Annotated in this window: 19 protein-coding genes and 1 pseudogene; 8 read left to right on the top strand and 12 right to left on the bottom strand. The window is 70.0% G+C overall.

Annotated features, from left to right (window positions below; all coding sequences use genetic code 11):
- The first annotated feature begins 87 nt into the window (after positions 1–87).
- The gene (locus ACQPZX_RS39720) at positions 88–1,023 is read left to right on the top strand and encodes a hypothetical protein (RefSeq protein WP_433367485.1); all 936 of its coding nucleotides are present in this window, start codon (positions 88–90) and stop codon (positions 1,021–1,023) included.
- Here ACQPZX_RS39720 and ACQPZX_RS39715 read toward each other — a convergent pair.
- Entirely contained in the window at positions 1,003–1,533 is a 531-nt protein-coding gene (locus tag ACQPZX_RS39715; RefSeq protein ID WP_433367482.1) for an adenylate kinase, read from the bottom strand. The two genes, ACQPZX_RS39720 and ACQPZX_RS39715, sit on opposite strands and share 21 nt — an antisense overlap.
- 22 nt (positions 1,534–1,555) lie before the next feature.
- On the opposite strand from ACQPZX_RS39715, the gene ACQPZX_RS39710 reads away from it, so the two are divergent.
- Positions 1,556–2,332 carry a PhzF family phenazine biosynthesis protein gene (locus tag ACQPZX_RS39710; protein ID WP_433367479.1) on the top strand — a complete coding sequence of 259 codons (777 nt, stop codon included), beginning with the start codon at positions 1,556–1,558 and terminating at the stop codon, positions 2,330–2,332.
- A gap of 56 nt (positions 2,333–2,388) precedes the next feature.
- On the opposite strand, the pseudogene ACQPZX_RS39705 reads toward ACQPZX_RS39710, so the two are convergent.
- Positions 2,389–3,046: pseudogene (locus tag ACQPZX_RS39705) on the bottom strand (response regulator transcription factor).
- Between the two features lie 248 nt (positions 3,047–3,294).
- Here ACQPZX_RS39705 and ACQPZX_RS39700 point away from each other — a divergent pair.
- Complete coding sequence (locus tag ACQPZX_RS39700; protein WP_433361267.1) at positions 3,295–4,533, top strand: IS110 family transposase; 1,239 nt, start codon at positions 3,295–3,297, stop codon at positions 4,531–4,533.
- A gap of 44 nt (positions 4,534–4,577) precedes the next feature.
- Here ACQPZX_RS39700 and ACQPZX_RS39695 read toward each other — a convergent pair whose 3' ends face one another.
- Positions 4,578–5,663, bottom strand: a complete 1,086-nt coding sequence (locus ACQPZX_RS39695; RefSeq protein ID WP_433367476.1) for a sensor histidine kinase — start codon at positions 5,661–5,663, stop codon at positions 4,578–4,580.
- A gap of 122 nt (positions 5,664–5,785) precedes the next feature.
- Between ACQPZX_RS39695 and ACQPZX_RS39690 the strand changes: the two genes are divergently transcribed.
- Positions 5,786–6,313, top strand: a complete 528-nt coding sequence (locus tag ACQPZX_RS39690) for a hypothetical protein (protein ID WP_433367473.1) — start codon at positions 5,786–5,788, stop codon at positions 6,311–6,313.
- Here the strand turns inward: ACQPZX_RS39690 and ACQPZX_RS39685 are convergent.
- Positions 6,269–7,258, bottom strand: a complete 990-nt coding sequence (locus ACQPZX_RS39685; RefSeq protein ID WP_433385725.1) for a DNA polymerase domain-containing protein — start codon at positions 7,256–7,258, stop codon at positions 6,269–6,271. The two genes, ACQPZX_RS39690 and ACQPZX_RS39685, sit on opposite strands and share 45 nt — an antisense overlap.
- A 26-nt stretch (positions 7,259–7,284) precedes the next feature.
- On the opposite strand from ACQPZX_RS39685, the gene ACQPZX_RS39680 reads away from it, so the two are divergent.
- Positions 7,285–7,887 (top strand): hypothetical protein, encoded by a 603-nt coding sequence (locus tag ACQPZX_RS39680; protein WP_433367470.1) that lies wholly within the window; start codon positions 7,285–7,287, stop codon positions 7,885–7,887.
- 8 nt (positions 7,888–7,895) lie between these two features.
- Positions 7,896–8,828, top strand: coding sequence for a phosphotransferase (locus ACQPZX_RS39675; protein WP_433367467.1), 933 nt, complete (start codon positions 7,896–7,898; stop codon positions 8,826–8,828).
- Between the two features lie 11 nt (positions 8,829–8,839).
- On the opposite strand, the gene ACQPZX_RS39670 is transcribed toward ACQPZX_RS39675, so the two are convergent.
- The 7 genes from ACQPZX_RS39670 to ACQPZX_RS39640 form a co-directional block, all read right to left on the bottom strand.
- Complete coding sequence (locus tag ACQPZX_RS39670; protein WP_433367464.1) at positions 8,840–10,357, bottom strand: glycosyltransferase family 2 protein; 1,518 nt, start codon at positions 10,355–10,357, stop codon at positions 8,840–8,842.
- A gap of 3 nt (positions 10,358–10,360) precedes the next feature.
- A complete protein-coding gene (locus ACQPZX_RS39665) occupies positions 10,361–10,963 on the bottom strand; it encodes a hypothetical protein (protein WP_433385722.1) in 603 nt (200 codons plus the stop codon).
- A 146-nt stretch (positions 10,964–11,109) separates the two neighbouring features.
- Positions 11,110–11,421 (bottom strand): hypothetical protein, encoded by a 312-nt coding sequence (locus ACQPZX_RS39660; protein ID WP_433367461.1) that lies wholly within the window; start codon positions 11,419–11,421, stop codon positions 11,110–11,112.
- A gap of 98 nt (positions 11,422–11,519) precedes the next feature.
- Entirely contained in the window at positions 11,520–12,404 is an 885-nt protein-coding gene (locus tag ACQPZX_RS39655; protein ID WP_433367459.1) for a carbohydrate ABC transporter permease, read from the bottom strand.
- Positions 12,401–13,294 carry a carbohydrate ABC transporter permease gene (locus ACQPZX_RS39650; RefSeq protein ID WP_433367456.1) on the bottom strand — a complete coding sequence of 298 codons (894 nt, stop codon included), beginning with the start codon at positions 13,292–13,294 and terminating at the stop codon, positions 12,401–12,403. The genes ACQPZX_RS39655 and ACQPZX_RS39650 overlap by 4 nt, the downstream gene beginning before the upstream one ends.
- A 73-nt stretch (positions 13,295–13,367) precedes the next feature.
- A complete protein-coding gene (locus tag ACQPZX_RS39645) occupies positions 13,368–14,639 on the bottom strand; it encodes an ABC transporter substrate-binding protein (RefSeq protein ID WP_433367453.1) in 1,272 nt (423 codons plus the stop codon).
- A 117-nt stretch (positions 14,640–14,756) separates the two neighbouring features.
- Positions 14,757–15,773, bottom strand: a complete 1,017-nt coding sequence (locus tag ACQPZX_RS39640) for a LacI family DNA-binding transcriptional regulator (protein ID WP_433367450.1) — start codon at positions 15,771–15,773, stop codon at positions 14,757–14,759.
- A 207-nt stretch (positions 15,774–15,980) separates the two neighbouring features.
- Here ACQPZX_RS39640 and ACQPZX_RS39635 point away from each other — a divergent pair, with 207 nt between their 5' ends.
- A complete protein-coding gene (locus ACQPZX_RS39635) occupies positions 15,981–16,970 on the top strand; it encodes an intradiol ring-cleavage dioxygenase (RefSeq protein ID WP_433367447.1) in 990 nt (329 codons plus the stop codon).
- Between the two features lie 271 nt (positions 16,971–17,241).
- On the opposite strand, the gene ACQPZX_RS39630 is transcribed toward ACQPZX_RS39635, so the two are convergent.
- The gene (locus tag ACQPZX_RS39630; RefSeq protein ID WP_433367444.1) at positions 17,242–17,490 is read right to left on the bottom strand and encodes an SCO4226 family nickel-binding protein; all 249 of its coding nucleotides are present in this window, start codon (positions 17,488–17,490) and stop codon (positions 17,242–17,244) included.
- Between the two features lie 119 nt (positions 17,491–17,609).
- On the opposite strand from ACQPZX_RS39630, the gene ACQPZX_RS39625 reads away from it, so the two are divergent.
- Entirely contained in the window at positions 17,610–20,489 is a 2,880-nt protein-coding gene (locus ACQPZX_RS39625) for a helix-turn-helix transcriptional regulator (RefSeq protein ID WP_433367441.1), read from the top strand.
- Positions 20,490–20,553: the final 64 nt, after the last annotated feature.

Raw genomic sequence — 20,553 nt, 5'->3', positions numbered from 1 at the left:
CTCTTGTCCGAGCCTCCGGCTTGTCATAGTGTCGGGAAGGACGGATCGGGCCGCCTCCGGTCGGTGTGCGATTGTGTGCGTTTATTCATGCTCCCTGAGTGGCTCGCGTCCTGGTGCCGCACCCATCTCGGCGCCGCGCCGGCCGAGGTGCTGCACGAGTCCGCCCACATGTCCGAGGTCTACGGTCTGCGCCTCACCGACGGCCGCACCGTTGCCGTCAAGAGCCGCCCCGACCAGAGCGGTCGCGAGGCCACCTGCGTCGAGGTGCAGCGCTTCGCCGTGCTCAACGGCTTTCCCGCGGCCGCCCCGATCACCGGCGTGACCCTGCACCGCGGCCGCGCCGTGCACGCGGAGCAGTGGCGGCCCGGCGGCGATGTGCTGCGCGACGACGATCGCGCGACCGCCCGGCTCTTCGCCGCGCCGCTGGCCCGGCTGGTCGGCATAGCGGCCGACATCGAGATCGGCGGCGCCGAGCCGGGCGCGGTCGAGCCGCCGCTGCCCAACCCCGAGTGGACCCGCTGGGACCACGACGAACCCGGCGTCTGGCCGCGCATCCCGTACTTCGAGGGGCACGACGAGTCGCGGGTGCCCGGCTTCGTGGTCGAGGCCGCCGCGCGGATCCGCGACCGGCTCTCCGAGATCTACCTGCCGCGGGTGCTCGGCCACGCCGACTGGGAGTCGCAGAACATCCGCTGGCAGGGCGGCGCGCTGTGGGCGGTGCACGACTGGGACAGCATCGCGTGGCTCCCCGAGGCCGCGATCGCCGGCGCCGCGTCCGGGGCGTTCGCCAGCCACGCCGAACCGACATTGGCGCCGATCACCTCGTCGGAGGCGTTCCTGGAGACATATCAGGAGGCGCGCCGCCGCCCCTTCGACGACGAGGAGATCGCGGTCGCGTGGGCGGCCAGTCTGTGGCTGGCATTGCACAACGCGCGCGCCGAGGCGCTGAACGAGCGCAAGCCGGTGGCGCTGAACGCGGTCGCGTCCCAGGCCACCGAGCGCCTACGGCTGGCGGGTGCCTAACGTGGCCAGCCAGCTCTCCAACTCGCGCGGGGAACGGATGAGGATCGTCTCGGGGAAATCCGGGTCGGCGTGCCACTGGCGCATGCGGCGCCGCTTGCGCTTGAACGAGCGGAAATGCCACACCAGGATCGACTTGCGGTCCAGGAACGCGTTGCGCCACGTCTCGTAGTTGCCGTTGCAGGTCGCCTCGTGGCGGGTCACGTTGCGCAGGGTGCGGCGCAAAAGACGGGAAAAAGAAAGCCAGCGGGGGAGATCCAGGCCGACGATCAGATCGGCGCGGGCGAGGGGGATTTCACGCCACATCCCGTACGCGGAATCGATCACCCAATCGTCGGTGGCGCAAATTTCCCGTACGCGATCGCGCTGCACCTCCGCACTCACCGGAACCCAGCCGGGATCCCAGGTCAGGTCGTCGATCGCATGGTAAGGGAGGCCGAGACGCCCGCCGAGACGGCGTGCCAGCGTCGATTTGCCGGAACCGGTGACCCCGTAGACCAGAATCCGTCGCACCCGGTCACCTTACGATTCTTTGGTGTTCACCGTTGTCCATGCGTGCCTGCGGAACGGGCGAGGCGGCAGCCCGACCGCCGTGCTCGACGAGTCGCCGATGCCGGACGAGGAGCGCCGCCTGCTGCCGGGGCGGGCCGGGGCGTCACATGCGGTCCTCATCGCGGAGGATGGGGCGCTGCGTTTCTTCACGTCCGAGGGAGAGTTGCCGGCTTGCGGGCACGGGACGGTGGCGGCGCTGGCGTTGCTCGCCCACCGCACCGGCCGCGCCGAGCACCTGCTGCGGGTGGGTGGTCGCACTTTTTGGGGGCGGGCCTTGGTCGGCGAGGACGGGCTCTTCGACGCGGCCTTCGACCCCGGCCCCATCAGCGTCCGTGACCCATCATCAGATGAGATTTCGGAAGTGTCCGAAGCGCTGGGCCTGGCGCCGACGGGCACGGCTTGTGTTGCCACCCTTGGGCGGCCCCGGCTTCTTCTCCCGGTGGCCGACCGGGCGACCCTCGCGGGCCTCGCCCCCGACCTCGACCGGCTGCGGGCCGCCTCGGAGCGGTTCGGGCTGCTCGGCTGTTACGTCTACTCCGTGCCGGACGCCGAGGGGCGGGCCGCTGCCCGGATGTTCGCGCCGGCCATCGGCGTACCGGAAGACATCGCCAACGCCAACAGCACCGCCTGCCTTGCCGCCCACCTGGGTCTCGACCTTCGGGTCGACATGGGCGACTCGCTCGGTAGCCCGGCCACCGTCGTCGCCACGACCCAGCCCAGCGGCATCCTGGTCGGTGGGGCTGCCGTGATCGACCCGTGATCGACCCGCAGATCATGATGATCTGCCGTGAAGCCCTCGCGGCAAGTCATCAAGGCTCAGGAGCTGACCAGGCCGTCCTCGAAGGCGATGATCACCAGCTGGACGCGGTCGCGGACGCCGAGCTTGGCGATCGCGCGGGTGATGTGGGTCTTCGCGGTCAGCGGGCTGATGAACAGCTCGCGGGCGATCTCCTCGTTGGACAGGCCGCGCGCCACCAGGCGGACGACCTCGCGCTCGCGCTCGGTCAGCACCGCCAGGCGATCGCCGCCGGAGGCGACGGCCGGCACCGGGCGGTTCGCAAACTCGCCCACGACCCGCCGGGTCACGCTCGGCGACAGCAACGCGTCACCGCGAGCGACGATCCGCACCGCCTCGCGCAGGCCCTCGGGGCCGATCTCCTTGGTCAGGAAGCCGCTCGCGCCGGCCGCGAGCGCCGCGAACACGTACTCGTCGGTCTCGAAGGTCGTCAGGATGATGACCCTCGTCTCGGGCAGCGCCGCCAGCACCTCCCGAGTCGCCGCGATCCCGTCCATGCCGGGCATCCGGATGTCCATGAGGATCACGTCGGGCCGCAGCTCGCGGGGCGGTGCGGACGGCCTCGTCGCCGGTGGACGCCTCGCCGACGACCGCGATCTCCCGGTCGCGCCGCAGCAGGCTGCGGAAACCGGCGCGGACCAGGTGCTGGTCGTCGGCGAGGAGAACCGAGATGGTCACTAGTGCACCCTCTTCCGTGCGGGCCCCTGGATGGGGCTTGTGGTAGGAACTAGGCGGAAGTCGGGGTGACGGCCTTTGATGGTTGCCCCTTGTGGGCTTCGATGACACTGCCGCCCCCGGCTTCCCCGGAACCGCTGATCGATGACAGAGGGACGCGCCGCAGAGCGCCGGTTAGTGACCGCTCGACAATCGGTTCCTTCGCCTCCGCCTGGCTCCTGCCTGTTGCTGCGAACGGGAAGGCGACGAGGTTGTCGCTGCAAGAGGGGCCGTTGTTCTTCGTCGGGATCGACTGGGCGACCACCGAGCATGCCGTGTGTGTGCTGGACCAGGGTGGCCGCAAGGTCGCGGCGTTCACCGTCGAGCACACCGCTGCCGGGTTCGCCAGGCTGGTCGTGCGGCTGGGCAAGCTCGGCGACACCGAGTTGACGCCGGTGGCGATCGAGCGTCCGGATGGGCGTCTGGTGGACGCTCTGCTGGAGGCTGGGCATCCGGTGATGCCGGTCAAGCCGAACGCGATCAAGGCCTGGCGTGAGGCCGAGGTTCTCTCCGGCGCCAAATCCGACCCAGGTGACGCACAGGTGATCGCTGATTACCTGCGCGTGCGGATCCACCGGCTGCGGCCGGCGGTCCCGTATTCGGGGCCTACCAAGGCTTTGCGGACGGTGACCCGCAGCCGCGGTGACCTGGTCGAGGCCCGGGTGGCCGCGGTCAACCAGCTCGCCGCGCTGCTGGACGCGCACTGGCCCGGAGGCAAGGCGATCTTCGCCAGCCTGTCCTCGGCGATTGCGCTGGCTTTCCTCACGAAATACCCGACCGCCGTGTCGGCAGCCCCCTTGACCGAGGCCCGGCTCGCCGCGTTCTGCACCAAGCAGAGTTACTCCGGCAAAAGGCCCGCGGCGGTTCTCCTGACCCGCCTGCGCTCGGCGCCGGCCGGCACCACCGATCCTGACCTGTGCACGGGAGTCCGTGCGGCGGTGCTGGCCCAGGTCAGCGTGATCAAGGCGCTCAACACCGCGATCAAGGACCTCGACCGGGCCATCGCCGAGAAGATGGACACCCACCCCGACGGGAAAATCTTCCAGTCCTTCCCCCGCGCCGGGACCGTCAACGCCGCCCAGATCCTGGCCGAATGGGGTGACGCAAGGGCCGCGTTCGAGCATCCCGACGCCATCGCCGCGCTGGCCGGGATCACCCCCGTCACCAAGGCATCCGGCAAACAACGCGGCGTGTCGTTCCGCTGGGCCTGCAACAAACGGCTCCGCCAGGCCATCACCACGTTCGCCGACAACAGCCGCCACGCCAGCCCCTGGGCCGCCGACATCTATGACCGGGCCCGCGCCAGCGGCAAAGACCACCCGCACGCCACCCGCATCCTCGCCCGAGCTTGGGTCCGCATCATCTGGCGCTGCTGGCAGAACAACACCACCTACGACCCGGCCCTGCACGGGAACGCACGGCACAGCACCGAACAACAGCTCGCGGCCTAATTCCGATCTACAGGTGGACACAGGGGGTGTCATCGGGACGCCCTTCAAGCGGTGATCGGGATCGTTGCGCGTACGGTGAAACCGGTCTTGCCCGGACCGGCCGTGAGCGCACCGCCCAGCGCGGCCACCCGCTCGCGCATGCCGGAGATGCCGTGCCCGTCGGCCATCTCGGCGGCGCCCGTGCCGTCATCCTGCACATCTACCACGACGCTGGCCGGAGCGTAACGCACGGTGACCGCCACTCGGGAGGCCCCGGCGTGACGCACGGTGTTCGTCAACGACTCCTGCACCACGCGGTACACCGCCGTCGCGACCGGCGCCGGCACCTCGGACCGGTCGCCGAACTCGTTGAGCGACACCTGCAGCCCCGCCGCCCGCACCTGATCGGCGAGCCGGTCCAGGCCGGCCAGATCCTCCACCGAACCGTCCCGCAGCACCCCGACCAGCGACTTCAGGTCGGTCATCGCCCGGCCACGCACCTCTTGGGCGAGCCGCAGCGACTCGCGCGCCTCGGCGGGATCCTCGTCGAAGGCGTCGAGCGCGACGTTGAGGTGGACGCCGACGACCGCGAGCGTGTGCGAGACGACGTCGTGCAGATCCCGGGCGATCTCCACCCGCTCCTCGGCGCGACGGCGCCGGGCGTCGAGCTCACGCTCGTGCTCGTCCTGCGCCAGGCGGTGGGCGACCTCGCCGCGCCAGCGCAAGGTGTTCCGGTATGCCGTCGCCACCGCCAGCACCGCGGCCATCCACAACGTCTCGCCGCCGACGTGCGCGAGCGCCCAATCGCCGCCGTGGTGGACGTCGATGAAGCCGTCCCAGGCGAACCCGAAGAGCAGCCCGAGGCCGACCGTGATCAGCGCGGCCCGCAGCCGCCCGGCCAGGACGAGCGCGACGGCCGCGGCGGTGGCCGGCCAGACCCAGCCCGACCCGATGAGGTTGGCCGTGCGCCAGGCGATCACGCTGAGCACCGACACGATGAGCACGGTGAGTGGCCAGCGCCGGAGGAAGAGGGCGAAGATCGCGAGCCAGATCCCCAGCGTCACGGTCATCAAGGTCTGAACGTTGCCGTCGGTGATGGCCAGCCCGGCCGGCACCCCGACGAGGGTGAGCAGAACAGCGATTCTCGTCATGCCCGGAACGCTATTTTCGCCCGGGGCCCCGCCGCGTCGTCCCGCCGCCGTCACCCGCACGGACGCCTCCCGAGTAGGCGACTACTCCATACGATGTAGGCAGGCATCGATAGGGTGGGCCGGTGACCGCCGCGGAAACCCTCGCCGCCTCCGGCCGATTCACCATCGCTGCCGGCCTCACCCACGACGAGCTCACCGCCATCGAGCGCGAGTTCGGCTTCACCTTCGCCGCCGACCACCGCGACTTTCTCGCGGCCGGCCTGCCCACCGGCCGCGGCTGGGTCGACTGGCGCAACCCCGATCGGGCCACGCTGCGCGAACGTCTCGCGATGCCGGTCGAGGGCGTGCTCTTCGACGTCGCGGAAAATGCTTTCTGGTACGGAGGCTGGGGCCCCCGCCCCGCGGAAACCGGCGCCGCCGTCACCACCGCGCGGGGATACCTGATGACCGTCCCCCGGGTGATTCCGGTGTACTCGCACCGCTATCTCCCGGCCGCCGTCCCCGGCCAGCCGGTGCTGTCGATCTACCAGACCGACGTGATCCACTACGGCAACGACCTCCTCGATTGGCTCAACCGCGAGTTCTCCCTCGGCTCGCCGGACGGGTCAGCTGTCCGGCCCACCGTCGCCTTCTGGCGCGACCTTGTCTGATTCTCTTCTGGCGCGGGCTCGCCTTTTGCCCTCGTGCATCGCCTGCACCCGGGCGACCGGGATGGTGTGACCCTCCTCGATCAGGCCCGCCTCCAGCACCTGCGGCGAGGGCATCGCCGCGGCCCACGGGTCCCTGTCGCCGAGCAGCTTCGGAGCGGTGCGGATGGTGAAGTCCTCGGGGGTGACGTCGTCGAGGTCGTCCCAGGCGACCGGGAACGAGACGCGCATGCCGGGCCTAATCCGCGGGCTGTAGGCCGCGACCACGGTGGCGCCGCCCGAGCGGGTCGCGTCGAGGAACACCTTGCCGTGGCGGTCCTCCCGGATGAACGCGGTCGTCGCCAGCTCGGGGTCGAGCCGCTCGGCGCGAGCGGCGACCGCCCGCGTCGCGGCCGCCACCACGTCGGCCGGCGCGTCCTTGATCGGCACGAAGATGTGTACGCCCTTCGAGCCGCTGGTCTTCACCGCGCCCGCCATGCCCACGTCGTCGAGCACCCGTTTGATCAGATGGGCGGCCTTGGCCACGACCTCGAAGCCGGCGCCCTCGGGCGGGTCGAGATCCATGATCAGGTGGGTGGGGTGGTGGTCGCCGGCGTGCATGAGCGCCGGGTGGTACTCGATCGCGCGCTGGTTGCCGAACCACAACAGGGTCCGCCAGTCGTTGCACAACGCATACGTCACGTTCCGGTGGGACGCCTCCGCCCACACCTCGGCGCGGGGCACCCAGTCCGGCGTGTATTTCGGTAGATTCTTCTGCATGAATGCGTCCTGGCCGCGCAGCAGCCGGATCACCGACAGCGGCCGGTCGCGCAGCACCGGCAGCATCCGGCCGCTGACCGCGTCGAGATAGTCGATGAGGTCGCGCTTGGTCGCCCCCGAGCCCTCGAACAGCTCCTGATCGAGGTTCGTCAGCTTGACGCCGTCCCGTTCCTCGCCCTTGTCCGCCATAGTCACCCATCCTGCCCCAGGACCTCATGCGATCTCGCCCCCTTCTGCTCGTAGCAGCCGCCGCGACGGCCACCGCGGTCCTCGGCGCGCTGCTCGGCTCCCGCCCCGCCCTCGTCGTCGGCAGCCTGGTCGCGCTGCTCGTGCTGGCCGGCGATCCGGCCCTGCGCGACGTGCCACGCCCGACCCGCCTGCTGCTCTGGGCGGGTATCGCGTGCGTGGGCGGCGTCGTGCTCGTGACGGCCTGGAACTGGGCCGACGCCGGCGCCCCCTGGACCGCCGAGGACTTCCGCGGCGCGTGGAAGGCGCCGCTTGCCTTCGCCGTTCTCGAGGCGTCGGCCTGCGTCTGTCTCGGAGTCGCGGTGGCGCACGCGCCTCGTGAGCGGCTTCAGCAGCAGGGGCCCGCCCTGCTCGCGGTGGTGGGGCTGCTGGCGTTGGGCGCTCTGGCGTGGGTGGACGCGTGGACGGCGTGGAACAGCCGGCCGCATTTCGACGACGATCTCGCGGTCTTCGTGGTGGCCGGCGTCCGGACGACCGGGCCGTCGCTCGACGTGTTCGGCGCGCTCACGATGGGGACGATGCTGGCGGGGGCGGCCCTGACGGTCCTGGCCTGCGCGAGACTCTCCCGCTAGGCGCCGGCGTGGAGATCACCGGGCGGGTGGCGGAGGCGTTCGGGCTCGGCCGCGTGCTGGACTGCCGCCCGATGACCGACGGCGTCATGAACCTGAGCTGGCGCCTCACCACTCCCGCCGGCACGTTCGCGGTCAAGCAGCTCCGCGACCGCACGCCCGGCGAGCTCCGCCCTCTCCTGGAGATCCTGCCGCGGCTGGCGGCCATGGGCTTCCCGGTTCCGTTGCCGTACCAGGCTCCGATGTGGATAGACGGCGATTGGTATGCGGTCGCCTCCTGGCTGGACGGCGCCTACCCGGCCGATCTGGCGCCGGCCCGCTGCGCCGAGCTGGGGGAGCTGGTGGGCCGCCTGCACCTGGCGCTGGCCGAGCTCTGCCCGCCGGCGCCACCCCATCTGCCCGGCGTCTGCGATCCGATCAACAAGATCAAGACCGATCTTCACGGGTACGCGTCCCGCCCGCCGGCCGACGATTTCGACCGTCACGTCCAACAGGAGATCCGCTGGCGGCTGGACGTGCTGGCGAACGCCGACCCGCCCACCGACGCCGACCTCGCCCCCTGCGGCTGGACCCACGGCGACCTCCAGCCCTACAACCTGCTGGTGGACGCCGACGGACGGATCACCGGCATCCTCGACTGGGACCGCCTGGGCGTACGCCCCTACGGCCTCGAGGTCGTCCGCACCGCCACCATCACCTTCGGCCGCTCGACCGGGCGCATGGCCGCCTTCGTCCGCGGTTACCGCACCCACATCCCCATCAGCGGCGCCCAGCTGGCCGACGCCGCCCACCGCCGCTGGTGGACGCTGCTGACCGAGGCGTGGCCGCTGGACCGCCATTACGGCGACAACGACCACACCTGCGACCACCTGTTCGTTCGCCGATGCGAGTACCTCCGCTGGTGGACCGCCCACCGCGCGGAGGTCTCCGCCGCCCTCAGCTGAGGCGGCGCACGTCAGACGCTGAAACCGCGGTGACGTCGCACCAGCTTGCGCAGCATGAAGACGGTCTGCGCGATCGTGGCGATGTACAGCACCGGCCAGCCCAGCGACAGGATCGCCGACTGCACGCCCACGCTCTGCTGGCTCCAGGCGTAGATCGCCCCGCCCATGACGGCGAGCAGCACCACCAGCGGCATCACGTAGGCCGAGCCCTTGCCCTTCTCCGCGTTCGCCTGCGCCGCCCAGTTGTCCTTGTCGGTCTTGGCGAGGAATTGCGCCCAGGCGGAGACGAAGTGCCCCATCCGGATCCACATGTACAGCTCGGCCGGGATTATCAGCACGGCGTACAGCAGGTCGGAGGCGCTCTTGTCCTTCATCGCCATCGCCAGGCGGAAGTTCAGCACCATCGCCACGACCGGCGGGATCAGCCAGATCGGGTTGAACACGAAGGCGTGGATCGACAGCGCCGCCACCAGCAGCAGCAGGAAGCCCAGCCGCGAGCCGATGTTGAACACCATCGAGATGTTCTCGTACCAGCGCAGCCGCAGGTTGGGGTGCATCGGCTGGCCCTGGTTGTCGCCCCGGGTGCCGGGCCAGAACAGGTCGATGGCGCCGAAGTTCCACTTGACCTGCTGACCGTGCAGCGCCCGGAGGTTGGTCATCGGGCCGACGTACGCCCGGGCGCTGGCGCTGATCTTGGTGCTGAAGCCGGCGTCCTTGATCTGCAGGGACAGCTTGCTGTCCTCGACCTCGCTGTCGCGGACCCACGGCGCCTGCTGGTGGTGGCGGATCATCACCGTCTCCAGCGCCCGCATGTTGAACAGGCTGCACTGCCCGCCCAGCACGGCCATGTTGCGTCCGCGCAGCAGGTTGTCCATGTTGAACGCGGCGAACTGCGCCCGCTGGCCGGCGATCAGGAAGCGCGCCATCGCGCCCTTGAAGCGGCTCTTGTCGATGCTGTAGATCGCGCTCAGCCCGCCGATGCGCGGGTCGTCGGTCATCTCCAGCTCGAGCCGCTCCACCGCGTCGCGGGCGAGGGTGGTGTCGCCGTCCACACCCAGGACGTAGTCGAAGCCGCGGGAGAGGAAGTAGCCGTAGTTGAGCGCCCCGACCTTCTTGTCGGGGTTGGCGCCCATGTCATGCACGTGGACCGTGGTGACGAACTCCTCGCCCTTCACGCTCCGGGTGTGCCGGCCCTCGAAGCCGCGGGCGATCTCGGGGGTGTCGTCGTCGGTGTTGTTGATGATGACGTGGATGACGTCCGGCAGCCGGGTCTGGCTGAGCAGGCTCTTCAGCACGTCGGCGATGGTGTCCTGCTCGTTGTAGCAGGGAATGATGCAGCTGATCGTGGCGTGCCGGGGGCCGCCGGCGGCAACCGCGGTGGCGATCTCACCGGACACCGCCTCGACGCTCTCCAGCGCCGAGAGCCGTGGCGGCGCGGGCGGCAGGGCCAGCGGCCCGGCCTTGGCGCTGCGGGGCAACAGGATCTGTCGGTCGGTGGCGCGGCGGAGGCCGGGGCTGAGCTCGGTCATTCTTCAGGCACCGTTCGTGAGCAGCGGCAAGGTCAGGGTGTCCAGAGCGGTGGAGCGGTAGTAGCTGTTCGACTCCGGGGCGGTCTCCACGAGGAGATCCAGCCGCACGGTCAGCGTGAGCTTCGTTGCTCCGTCCGTGGCCGCCGGCAGTGTCACCACGGTGTTGTAGGGATACGGCGGGGTGACGTCGAACTTGCCGTTGTCGGTGGCGGCCACCACCCGTTTCGTGCCGTCGTCCTGCGTCACCTGGAAGGTGCTGACGGCGATCCGGTGGGTGCTGTCGGCGTCCTCGATGTGGGCGGCGACGTTGATGGTCTTGACCGTGCCGGCGGCGTACAGCTTCGCGTTGTCGGACGTCCAGTAGGTCAGCTGGACCGTGAAGGTGCCCTGCTTGAGCCGGTGCACGACGCTGCCGGTGTCCAGCGGGCCGCTGGGCCGCTCGGGCAGTTTCGCCACGACGGCCGTACCGGTCGCGGCCGCCGACGCCGACGGCGATGCCGACGGCGTGGCTTTCGGCGAGGCGCCGGCCAGGGGTCTGCTGCTGCTGGTCAGCTCTTTCAGGCTGCTGCAGCCGGTCAGGCCGCCGCAGAGCACGGCGGCTGCCATGCCCACGGCCAGACTTCGGGGGATTATTCGGGGGAGTCTTCCGGGGAGACGAGTCATTGAAGTCCTGCGGTTCGCGGGGGTCGGTGATCGGAGACCACGTCGGCGGCGCGAACCGGCAGTTGAGAACTTCGGGGACGGCGACTACGTCACAGGCGGGACAGCGCGACGGCCGGCAGGACCATCAGCAGGGTCAGCACGATGTATCCGCCGCCGAGGCCGAAGCGGTGGTTCTTGGTGGCGATGACCGCCGCGACGAAGGGCCCGAGCAGCGTCAGGAGCGCGGCCAGATCGAGCAACCCCGAGATCGACAGCAGCGGGACGGAAACCAGCCAGGCGAGCGTCACCGCGATCAACTTCAAATGCAGATGGGTACGGCGTGGCGCCTCGAGCGGATCTGTCTGGCGGGCGAAGGCCATCCGCGCGGCGAAGCCATTGGCCGGCTGGTCCTCGGTGGTCACGGATTCACCCTATTGGTCCGGCGGCCGGCTCGCCTCATCCGTACCGGACAATTCACCCGCCCCGGCACGCCGTTACCGGCGTGCCGAGGCAATCGTGATCAGCTCTTTACCGAGCCCGCCATGAGGCCGCCGATGAACCAGCGACCGAGCAGCACGTACACCACCAGGGTCGGCAGCGACGTGATCAGCGCGCCCGCCATCGAGGCCGCGTAGTCCGGCGACTGGGCGCCGGCCAGAGCGTTCAGGGCGATCGTGATCGGCCCGTTCCGCGTGTTCGACAGGAAGATCGCGAACAGGTAGTCGTTCCAGGCCGAGGTGAACTGCCAGATGATCGTCACGACGAAGCCGGGGATCGAGATCGGCAGGATGATCCAGCCGAACGTCCGCAGCAGCCCCGCGCCGTCGACCCGGGCCGCCTCGATGAGCTCCTCCGGAACCGTCGTGGCGTAGTAGTTCCGGAAGATCAGCGTGCAGATCGGGATGCCGTAGACGCAGTGCACGAACACCAGCGTCGGGATGCCCGGCGGGATCCCCAGCGTGGTGACGATGTCCCGCAGCGGGATCATGACCGCCTGGTACGGGATGAACATGCCGAACAGGATCAGCGTGAACACCACGTCGGCGCCCGGGAAGCGCCACCGGGACAGCACGAAGCCGTTGGCCGCGCCGATCAGCGACGAGATCAGGGCGACCGGGATGGCCAGCTGGAACGTACGGAAGAAGGAGTCCTGCAGCGACGTCCACGCCTTGCCCCAGGACGCCGTCGTCCAGTGCTCGGGCAGGTTCCACTGACTGGTGACGCCGATGTCGCCACCGGACTTGAAGCTCGTCACGATCAGCACGTACAGCGGCATCAGCACGATCAGCAGGAACAGGATCGCCAGGGCGTACTTGACGATCGACCCCGGGCCGAACGGGCGCCGGGCCTTGCGCTTGGGCGCGAGCGTCTCGACCGCGGGCGGCGGCGCGGTGACCGTCGTCATGAGTTCTTCTCCGCCCGGTTCGTGTAGATCAGGTACGGGACGATGACGACGGCGACCAGCAGGAGCAGCACGATCGAGATCGCCGCGGCCTTGGCGTAGTCACTGGTCAGCAGCGTCTGCCAGACGTAGACGGCGGGCACCTCGGTAAGCCACTGCGGGCCCGAGACGCTCATGATCAGGTCGAACATCTTCATCGACATGTGGCCGAGGATGATCAGCGCGGACAGCGCGACCGGGGTCAGCTGCGGGAAGATCACGTTCCGGTACAGGCGGTAGGTGCTCGCGCCGTCCATGGCCGCGGCCTCACGCAGCTCCTGCGGAATGCCGCGGAACCCGGCGAGGAACAGCGCCATCACGTACCCGGAAAGCTGCCAGATGGCCGGCATGGCCATCGCTGCCATGCCCCAGTTCGGGTTGGTCCACCACTTGTTCTGCAGGAAGTCCAGGCCGACCGCGCCGAAGAGGGCGTTGATGCCGCCGGCGTTGTCGCCCGTGTTCGGGTTCATCAGCCAGCGCCACACCACGCCGGAGGCGACGAAGCTGACCGCCATCGGGAACAGGTAGATGGTGCGGAAGAAGCCCTCGGCGCGGACGCCCCGCTCCAGGATGAGGGCCCAGATCAGGCCGAACACCATGGCGCCGACCAGGAAGACCACCGTGAAGATCAGCAGGTTCTTCAGCGAGTGGGTGAACCGGTCCTGGATGTCGTTGGTGAACAGGTTCTTGTAGTTGTCGAGCCCGACGAAGCCCTTCGACCCCAGCGCGTCGTGCTGGTCGGAGACGGACACTTTCGTGGTCCAGGCGATCAGCCCGTAGACGAAGACGGCGAGCAGGACGAGCGAGGGGGAGAGCAGGAGCAGGCCCGGTCCCCAGTGCCTCAGGCGGCGCATCAGGGCTCCTCTTGGAATGCACCCCGGGCGGGACGGCTGTCTGCCGCCCCGCCCGGGATCCGGAACAGAAGAATTACTTCGTGACGAACTGCGACGCGGCGGTGGCCATGGCCTTCTGCAGGCCCGCGACGTCCTGGTTGGTGCTGAACGCGCCGAGCGCGGAGTTGGCCGCGCCCTGGAAGCCCTGCGAGCAGGCCGAGCCGTGGGCGCAGGACGGAACCTGGGTGGCGGACTTCCAGTCGGCCATGGCGGCCTGCTGGTACTTCGGGTAGTCCGTCGGGTTCGCGTCGGTCCGGGCCGGGATCGAGCCCTTCTTGGTGTTGAACGCCTTCTGGCCGTCGGCCGAGCCGACCGTCTTCAGCCAGCACTTGGTGCCTTCGACGTTCTTGGCGCCCTTCGGCAGGACGAACGAGTCGGCGAGCCACTGGAAGGTGGTGCCGTTGCCCGGGAAGGTGAACCAGCCGTAGTCGGCGAACTTCTTGGCGTCGAGGTCGGCGGCCTCCCAGTCACCCATCAGCTGGTACGCGGCCTTGCCGTCCATGACCAGCTTCTCCGCGTCGGTCCAGTCGAGGGCGTCGCGGTCGGTGTTGGTGTAGGTCAGCAGCGTCTTGAAGTCGTTGATGCCCTTCGTGACGTCCGCGCCGTTCCAGTCGGTGGTGCCGTTCCACAGGCCGGTGAACTTCTCGGCGCCGAGGTCGGTGATCAGCACCGACTCGAGCAGCATGAGCTGCGTCCAGTCCTTGCCGACGGCCAGCGGGGTCTTGATGCCCTTGGCCTTGACCTTGTCCAGGTCGGCGATGAAGCCGGCCATGTCCTTCGGGTCCGACGTGATGCCGGCGTCGGTCAGGACCTTCTTGTTGGTCCAGACCACGTTGGCCCGGTGGATGTTTGCCGGCACCGAGTAGATCTTGCCGCCGACCGTGAGGTTCTGGATCAGGCCCTGCGGGAACGCGGACTTGAGGCCCCACGTGTCGTAGTCGGCGCTGATGTCCTCGATCTGGCCGGCCTTGATGTAGTCCTGCAGCTCGGCGCCCGCGTGCGCCTGGAACGTGTCCGGCGGGTCGTTCTGCTGCAGGCGGGAGGCGAGCACCTGCTTGGCGTTCGCGCCCGCGCCACCGGCGACGGCGCCGTTCACGAACTCCTGGCCGGCGCAGTCCTTGCCGAACTGGCCGACGAGGCCGTCGAGACCGGCCTTCTCACCGCCGTCCGCCCACCAGGTGAAGACTTCGACCTTCTTGGAGCCGGAGCCCCCGTCGCCGCCGTCGTCGCTCGACCCGCAGGCCGTGGCCGTCAGCAGCGCGGCGACACCGACGACGGCCACTGCGGCCCGTCGAGTGAAGCGCATGGCTATCTCCCATCAAGAGATTGACATCGTTGTCAAATACGTCGGGGAGTACCGTGCCGCCTCAACCGCACACGTGTCAACGGCTGTTTCCGTGTCGTTACGTGCGAACCTTTGTGGTCACCGTGGTGAACGTTCACCTGAGCCGCGGGCGATGATGGATGTAGAAATGACGATCGTTCGAGCCGGGCCAGTATGCCCGCTTATGCGCTCGTACGCGAGCCTGGCCGCCTCTCGTCCGATCGCGCTCATGTCGTGAGCAACGACCGTCGTGCCGAGCACGTCGGCGAGGTCGAAGTCGTCGAAGCCGACCAGCGCCGGGGGAGTCCGCTGGTCACGCAGCGCGCGCAGAGCTCCCGTGGTGAGCCGGTTGTTGGTCGTGAAGATCGCCGTCGGGGCCGGGTCGAGCGCGAGAAGCTCCCGGACGGTTCGCTCCGCATGTCGCACATCGTGCACATCCGTACGCAAATACGGCTCCCACGCCGTGTTGCCGGCCGCCCGCATCGCGCTCACGAACCCGTCGATGCGCGCCCGCTGCGGCGCCATCCGGGCCAGGTCGGCGACCAGCGCGATCCGCCGGTGGCCGTGGGCGAGCAGATGGTCGCCCGCCGACCGCGCCCCGCCCGCGTTGTCGATCAGCACGGCGTCGGCCGCCAGCCCGTCCGGCGGCCGGTCGAGGAAGACGAACGGCACGCCACGGTTGCCCTCGATCGCCAGGTACTCGTGGTCGTCGGCGCTGGGTATCACCAGCAGCGCGCGGACCCGTCGCTCCAGGAACGCGTCGACCAGGCTGCGCTCGAGCTCGGCGTCCTCGTCGTTGTTCGCCGTGATCAGCAGCAGGCCGTGCTGGCGCAGCTCACGCTCTATCCCGCTGGCCACGGCCGAGTAGAACGGGTTGGCGAGGTCGCCGCTGACCAGGCCGACCAGGGCGCTGGTGGCGCCCCGGCGCAGCTCGCGGGCGATCCCGTTCAGCCGGTATCCGAGCACGTCGGCGGCGTCGCGCACCCGGCGACCGGTCGAGGGCGCGACGTTGGGCTCACGGTTCAGCGCGCGGGACGCCGTCTTGAGGCTGACCCCCGCGAGCGCGGCCACCTCGGTGAGCGTCGGCCGGCGGACGTTGGCATCGTCGGAGGGCATTTCTCTCCGAGGGCTCGGCGGCGGGACGGTTCAGATTATGACATCGATGTCGGCAAAGCCTATCCATGAAGTCGCGTGGCGACTTCTGAGGGTGACATGCCCACTGTTTGTGCAGACACAGTCTTACGTCTTACACAGTGTGATGACAGTGGCGCCCCAGAGGCTCTTGGTTCGCTGCAATCCGGCACCCACACCTTGGAGGCGAGCATGCCGGATCCGGACCTCGACAACGCAGCCTACGTGCGGCGAGTGCACGACAAAGGTCTGAGCTTCGACCTGAGCACCATGAGCCGGCGGCGAATGCTCGCCGTCCTCGGCGGCGCCGGCGCGGCCATCGCCGTCGGCGGCCTCACCGGGGGCGCCGCGTCCGCGGCCACGCTGGAGGAGGTGGAGTCGGAGACCGCCGGGCCCTATCCCGCGGACGGGTCGAACGGGCCTCCCGACGTGCGCACCCTCGACGGGATCGTCCGCCGGGACATCCGCTCGTCGTTCGGCACCGCCTCGGGCACCGCGTCCGGGGTGCCGCTGGAGTTCTCGCTCACGGTGGTCGACCTGTCCGGTTCGCCGGTGGCGGGCGCGGCGATCTACGCCTGGCACTGCGACCGGAACGGGAACTACTCGCTGTACTCGACCGGGATCAGCCACCAGAACTACCTGCGCGGCATCCAGGTGACCGACGCGACCGGCACGGTCACCTTCACCAGCATCTTCCCGGCCTGCTACTCCGGCCGCTGGCCACACATCCACTACGAGGTGTACTCGTCACTGGCGAACGCCACGAGCGGCGACGGCCCGATCGTGAAGACGTCGCAGATCGCGATCCCGGAGGCGGCAGCCGACCTGGTGTACGCCACGGACGGCTACTCCCAGAGCGTTTCGAACCTCTCCCAGGTCTCGCTCGCCACCGACAACGTCTTCGGCGACGACTCCGCGGCCCGCGAGCTCGCCACCGTCGCCGGCGACGTGACCGCCGGCTTCAAAGCAACCCTCACAGTCGCGGTAGACCCGTCGGGAACCGAGGAATCCGGGGGCGCGGCCCCGTCGGGCGGCACACCCCCAGCGGGCGGCGCCGCACCGTCCGGCGCCCCGCCGACCGCAACAGCCACACCGGCCGCAACGGCCACGGCGTCCCCCTCGGCCACCGCGAGCGCCACAACCAAGAAGAAGCGTCACTGGTGGTGGCCGTTCTCCTGGTGACCGCGCGGCCCGGGCTTCCGCCAAAGCCCGGGCCGCGGGACCGCACCACGGGTGGCAGGCCGGCGCGTGCGATCCCGCCCCGACCGGCATTCGGAGGCGCTCTGTTACTCCGGATGCCGGCAGTCCTCACGGTTTGTGGGTTGAGGGTGACCACTCACGCAGAATGAAGGGCAGGGCCGGCGAAGCTGGGCCCCGCCCGGCCTCGGCGGGAGCGACGTCTCGTACCCACCACCCACGCACGACATCTTGAATTTGAATTTGACTCGGACCGTCAGACCTCGGCGGTCACTTCGTACACCTCGGTCGTCGGGTGGCCGGCGCGCTCGTGGATGCGCATGATGGCTTCCTTGCTCGGGCCCGTGCTGAGGCAGAACACCTTTCCGGATTCGGAGTCGAGCCAGGCGCGCTCGAAATGCACGCCCTCCTCGCCCTCGATTTTCAGGTCGGCATCGTGGGCGTCGGCGAGCTGTTCCGGCGTGACGCCGACGAACCCGCTGTGCACGTCCATGAATCTGGCCATGATTGGTGATTCCTCCTGATCGCGATGGTGCTGACAGGAAGAGACTGCCGCGGCGAGTGCAGTCGGACATCGGTCATTGCACCTAGGAAGGCCCTGCTCGGTGACCTAAAGTCGCGGGCGTGGACAGCGCGCTGAGCAGCCCGATTCTCGTCGGGCGCGACGATCTGGTCGCGCTCGCCGAGCGGCGGCTGGCGTCCGCGGCCGAGGGGCGCGGGGAGCTGTTGTTCCTGGCCGGCGAGGCGGGCATCGGCAAGTCGCGGCTGCTCGCCGAGATCGTGCGGCGGTCCGAGGGATTCACCGTGGTCACTGCCGGTGCGTCGCCGGGCGATGCCGAGGTGCCCGGCGGGCTGCTCGCCGATCTCGGGTCCGAGCTGCGGCGGTGCTCCGCGGTGGCCGAGGTGGGCGCGCGGGTGGCGTCGCGGCTGCGCGAGTTCGCGGACGGTGACGCCGAGCGCCAGCGCAGGCTGCTCGTCTCCGACCTGACCGAGATGATCGCGGTGGCGGCGGCGGGCCCACTGCTCGTGGCGATCGAGGACCTGCACTGGGCCGACGACGTGACCCTCGACGTGCTCGGCCGGCTCGGCCGGCGGGCGTCGTCGCTGCCGATGCTGCTGGTGGGGACGTATCGCAGCGACGAGCTCTATCCGCGGGTGCCGATGCGGGCGTGGCGGGCGCGGCTGCTGACCCAGCGTCACGCCGAGGAGGTGCGCCTCGGCCGCCTGAGCCTGGCGGACACGGCGGTGATGGCGAGCGCCATCACCGGGAGTGCGTTGCCCGGCGCCGTGACCGGCTCGGTGTATGCGCGGAGTGACGGGATTCCGCTGCACGTCGAGGAGTTCCTGGCGGCCCGGGAAAGCGTTCCCGACACGCTGGCGGACGCGGTGCTGGCCCGAGCCGAGCAGCTCTCACCCGGCGCGCGCGGGCTGGCCGGGGTGGCGTCGGTGCTAGGGCGCTCGTTCGATCTGGACCTGCTGACCGCCATTACCGGCGACGGACCGGCCGCCGTCGACGACGGATTGCGGGAATTGACGGAACGCTTCTTCGTGCAACCGCATCCGGACAGGTCCACATTCGACTTCCGGCACGCGCTCATCCGTGACGCGCTCTATGCGGATCTGACTCCGCATCTGCGCCGCGATTTGCACGCGCGGGCCGCGGCGACCGCCGTCGAGTCGGGTTTTCCGGCGGCGTTCGTGAGCGACCAGTTCGAGCGCGCGGCGCTTCCCGGCCCGGCTTTCCATTACGCGATGACGGCGGCGCACGAGGCGGCCGGAATGTCGGCGCATCGCGAGGCGGTGGAGCTTTACCGGCGCGCCGAACGGACGGCGCCCGCCATTCTACCGGAGGCCGAGCGCGCCGCCCTCCTGACGGCTCTGGCCGCCGAGCTGGCGGCGGTCGACGACAACGAGGGCGCGGCGTCCTGCTATGAGGCGGCGTACCGGCTGCGCCTCCGGCTGGACGATCCGCTGGCCGCGGCCGGGCTCGTGCCCGACTGGGTGGCGGCGCGGCACCTGCTCGGCGCGAGCCTCGAGGAGCGGGCGGCGACCCTGCGCGGCGCCCTTCCGCTGATCGCCTTCCGCACCGACGACCCCGCGCAGGAGGTGCGCGCCAACATCCACGCCGCACTGGCCGCCGCCTACATGCTCGACCGCCGCCTGGCCGAGGCGATCGAGGACGGCGAGCTGGCCCGCTCGATCGCGGTCGAGGACTGCGACCGCGCGATGCGCTGCAACCTCGACGCCACGCTGGGCTCGGTGTTCCTCTTCGCGGGCCGCCTCGACGAGGGCCTCGAGCTGCTGCAGGGCTCGATCTCCCGGGCGTCCGCCTGGCGCTTCGAGCACCAGACGGCGCGCGGCTACCGCATGCTCGGGACGAGCGCTTCCGTGCTGGTCGAGTACGACCTGGCCCTGCGGTGGCTGCCGGACGGCATCGCGTATGCGGAACGGGTCGAGCAGTTCAACGATCTGCACTACCTGAAGGCCCACCTCGCGCACGTGCTGTGGGCGACCGGCGACTGGACGGGCGCCGAGGCGGAGGCCCGCCGCGCCCTGGCCGACGGCGGCGGCATCACCACCCGGATCACCGCCCTGCACGTGCTGGGCTTCGTCGCGATGGGCCGCGGCGCGCCGGCCACCGCCGTGCAGCACCTGGGCGAGGCGGCCGAGCTGGGCGCCGGCATGCGCGAGCTCCAGCGGATGTCGCCGGCCTGGTGGGGCCTCGCGGAGGTGGCCTTGCACAGCGGCGATCTCGACCTGGCGATAGCGCGCTGCGAGGAGGGATACGAGGCGTCCGCGCGCGTCCGCGACGCGGCCTACCTGTTTCCTTACATCATCACCGGCGTACGTGCCCACCTCGCTCGCTCCGGCAGCACCGCCGCACGCGAGTGGCTCAAACGCGCCGGCGAGCTCATCGGCGAACGCGGCATCCCCGGCACGCTCGGCTCGCTTGTGCACGCCCAGGGCCTGATCCACCTGCACGAGGGCCAGACCGGCAAGGCGCGCGACGAGCTGGCCCGGGCCGGCGCTTTCTGGCAGGCCCGGCGGCGTTTCTGGGAGGGCACGGCCGCGCTGGTCGACCAGGCACGGTGCGCCGCGCGCAGTCGCAGACCGGCCGAGGCGGCGGCTTTGATGCAAGAGGCGATTCACGCGTACGCCGTGGCCGGCGCGCCCGTGCCCACCCACCTGACGCCCTCGGACTCCCTGGTAGCCGCCGCCACCCCTCGTCCAGCCGATTCCCCGTCGTCGTCTTCCCTGTCGCCGCCTTTCCCGTCGCCGTCCGCTCTGCCGCCGTCCTCCCTCTCGCCGGCGCTCGCGTCGGCCTTGTCGAGCCGCGAGCTCGAGGTGGCCCGCCTGGTGGCCGCCGGGATGACCAACCGCGAGATCGCCGCCGAGCTCACCATCGCCCCCAAGACCGCCGCCGCCCACGTGGAGCACATCCGCACCAAGCTGGGCGTCTCCCGGCGAGCCCAGATCGCGGCCTGGGTCGCCGGCCAGGGCTGACCCCTCATTCGATCGGGGTACGTCAAACGGGCCATAGCTGTTTATCGATCACTTTGGCCACAAT

Origin of the sequence: Actinoplanes sp. CA-142083 (assembly GCF_050942195.1) — a bacterium.
Lineage (GTDB): Bacteria > Actinomycetota > Actinomycetes > Mycobacteriales > Micromonosporaceae > Actinoplanes.
Note: the sequence above shows the minus strand (reverse complement) of the source record. Positions and strands in the feature narration are given on the sequence as shown.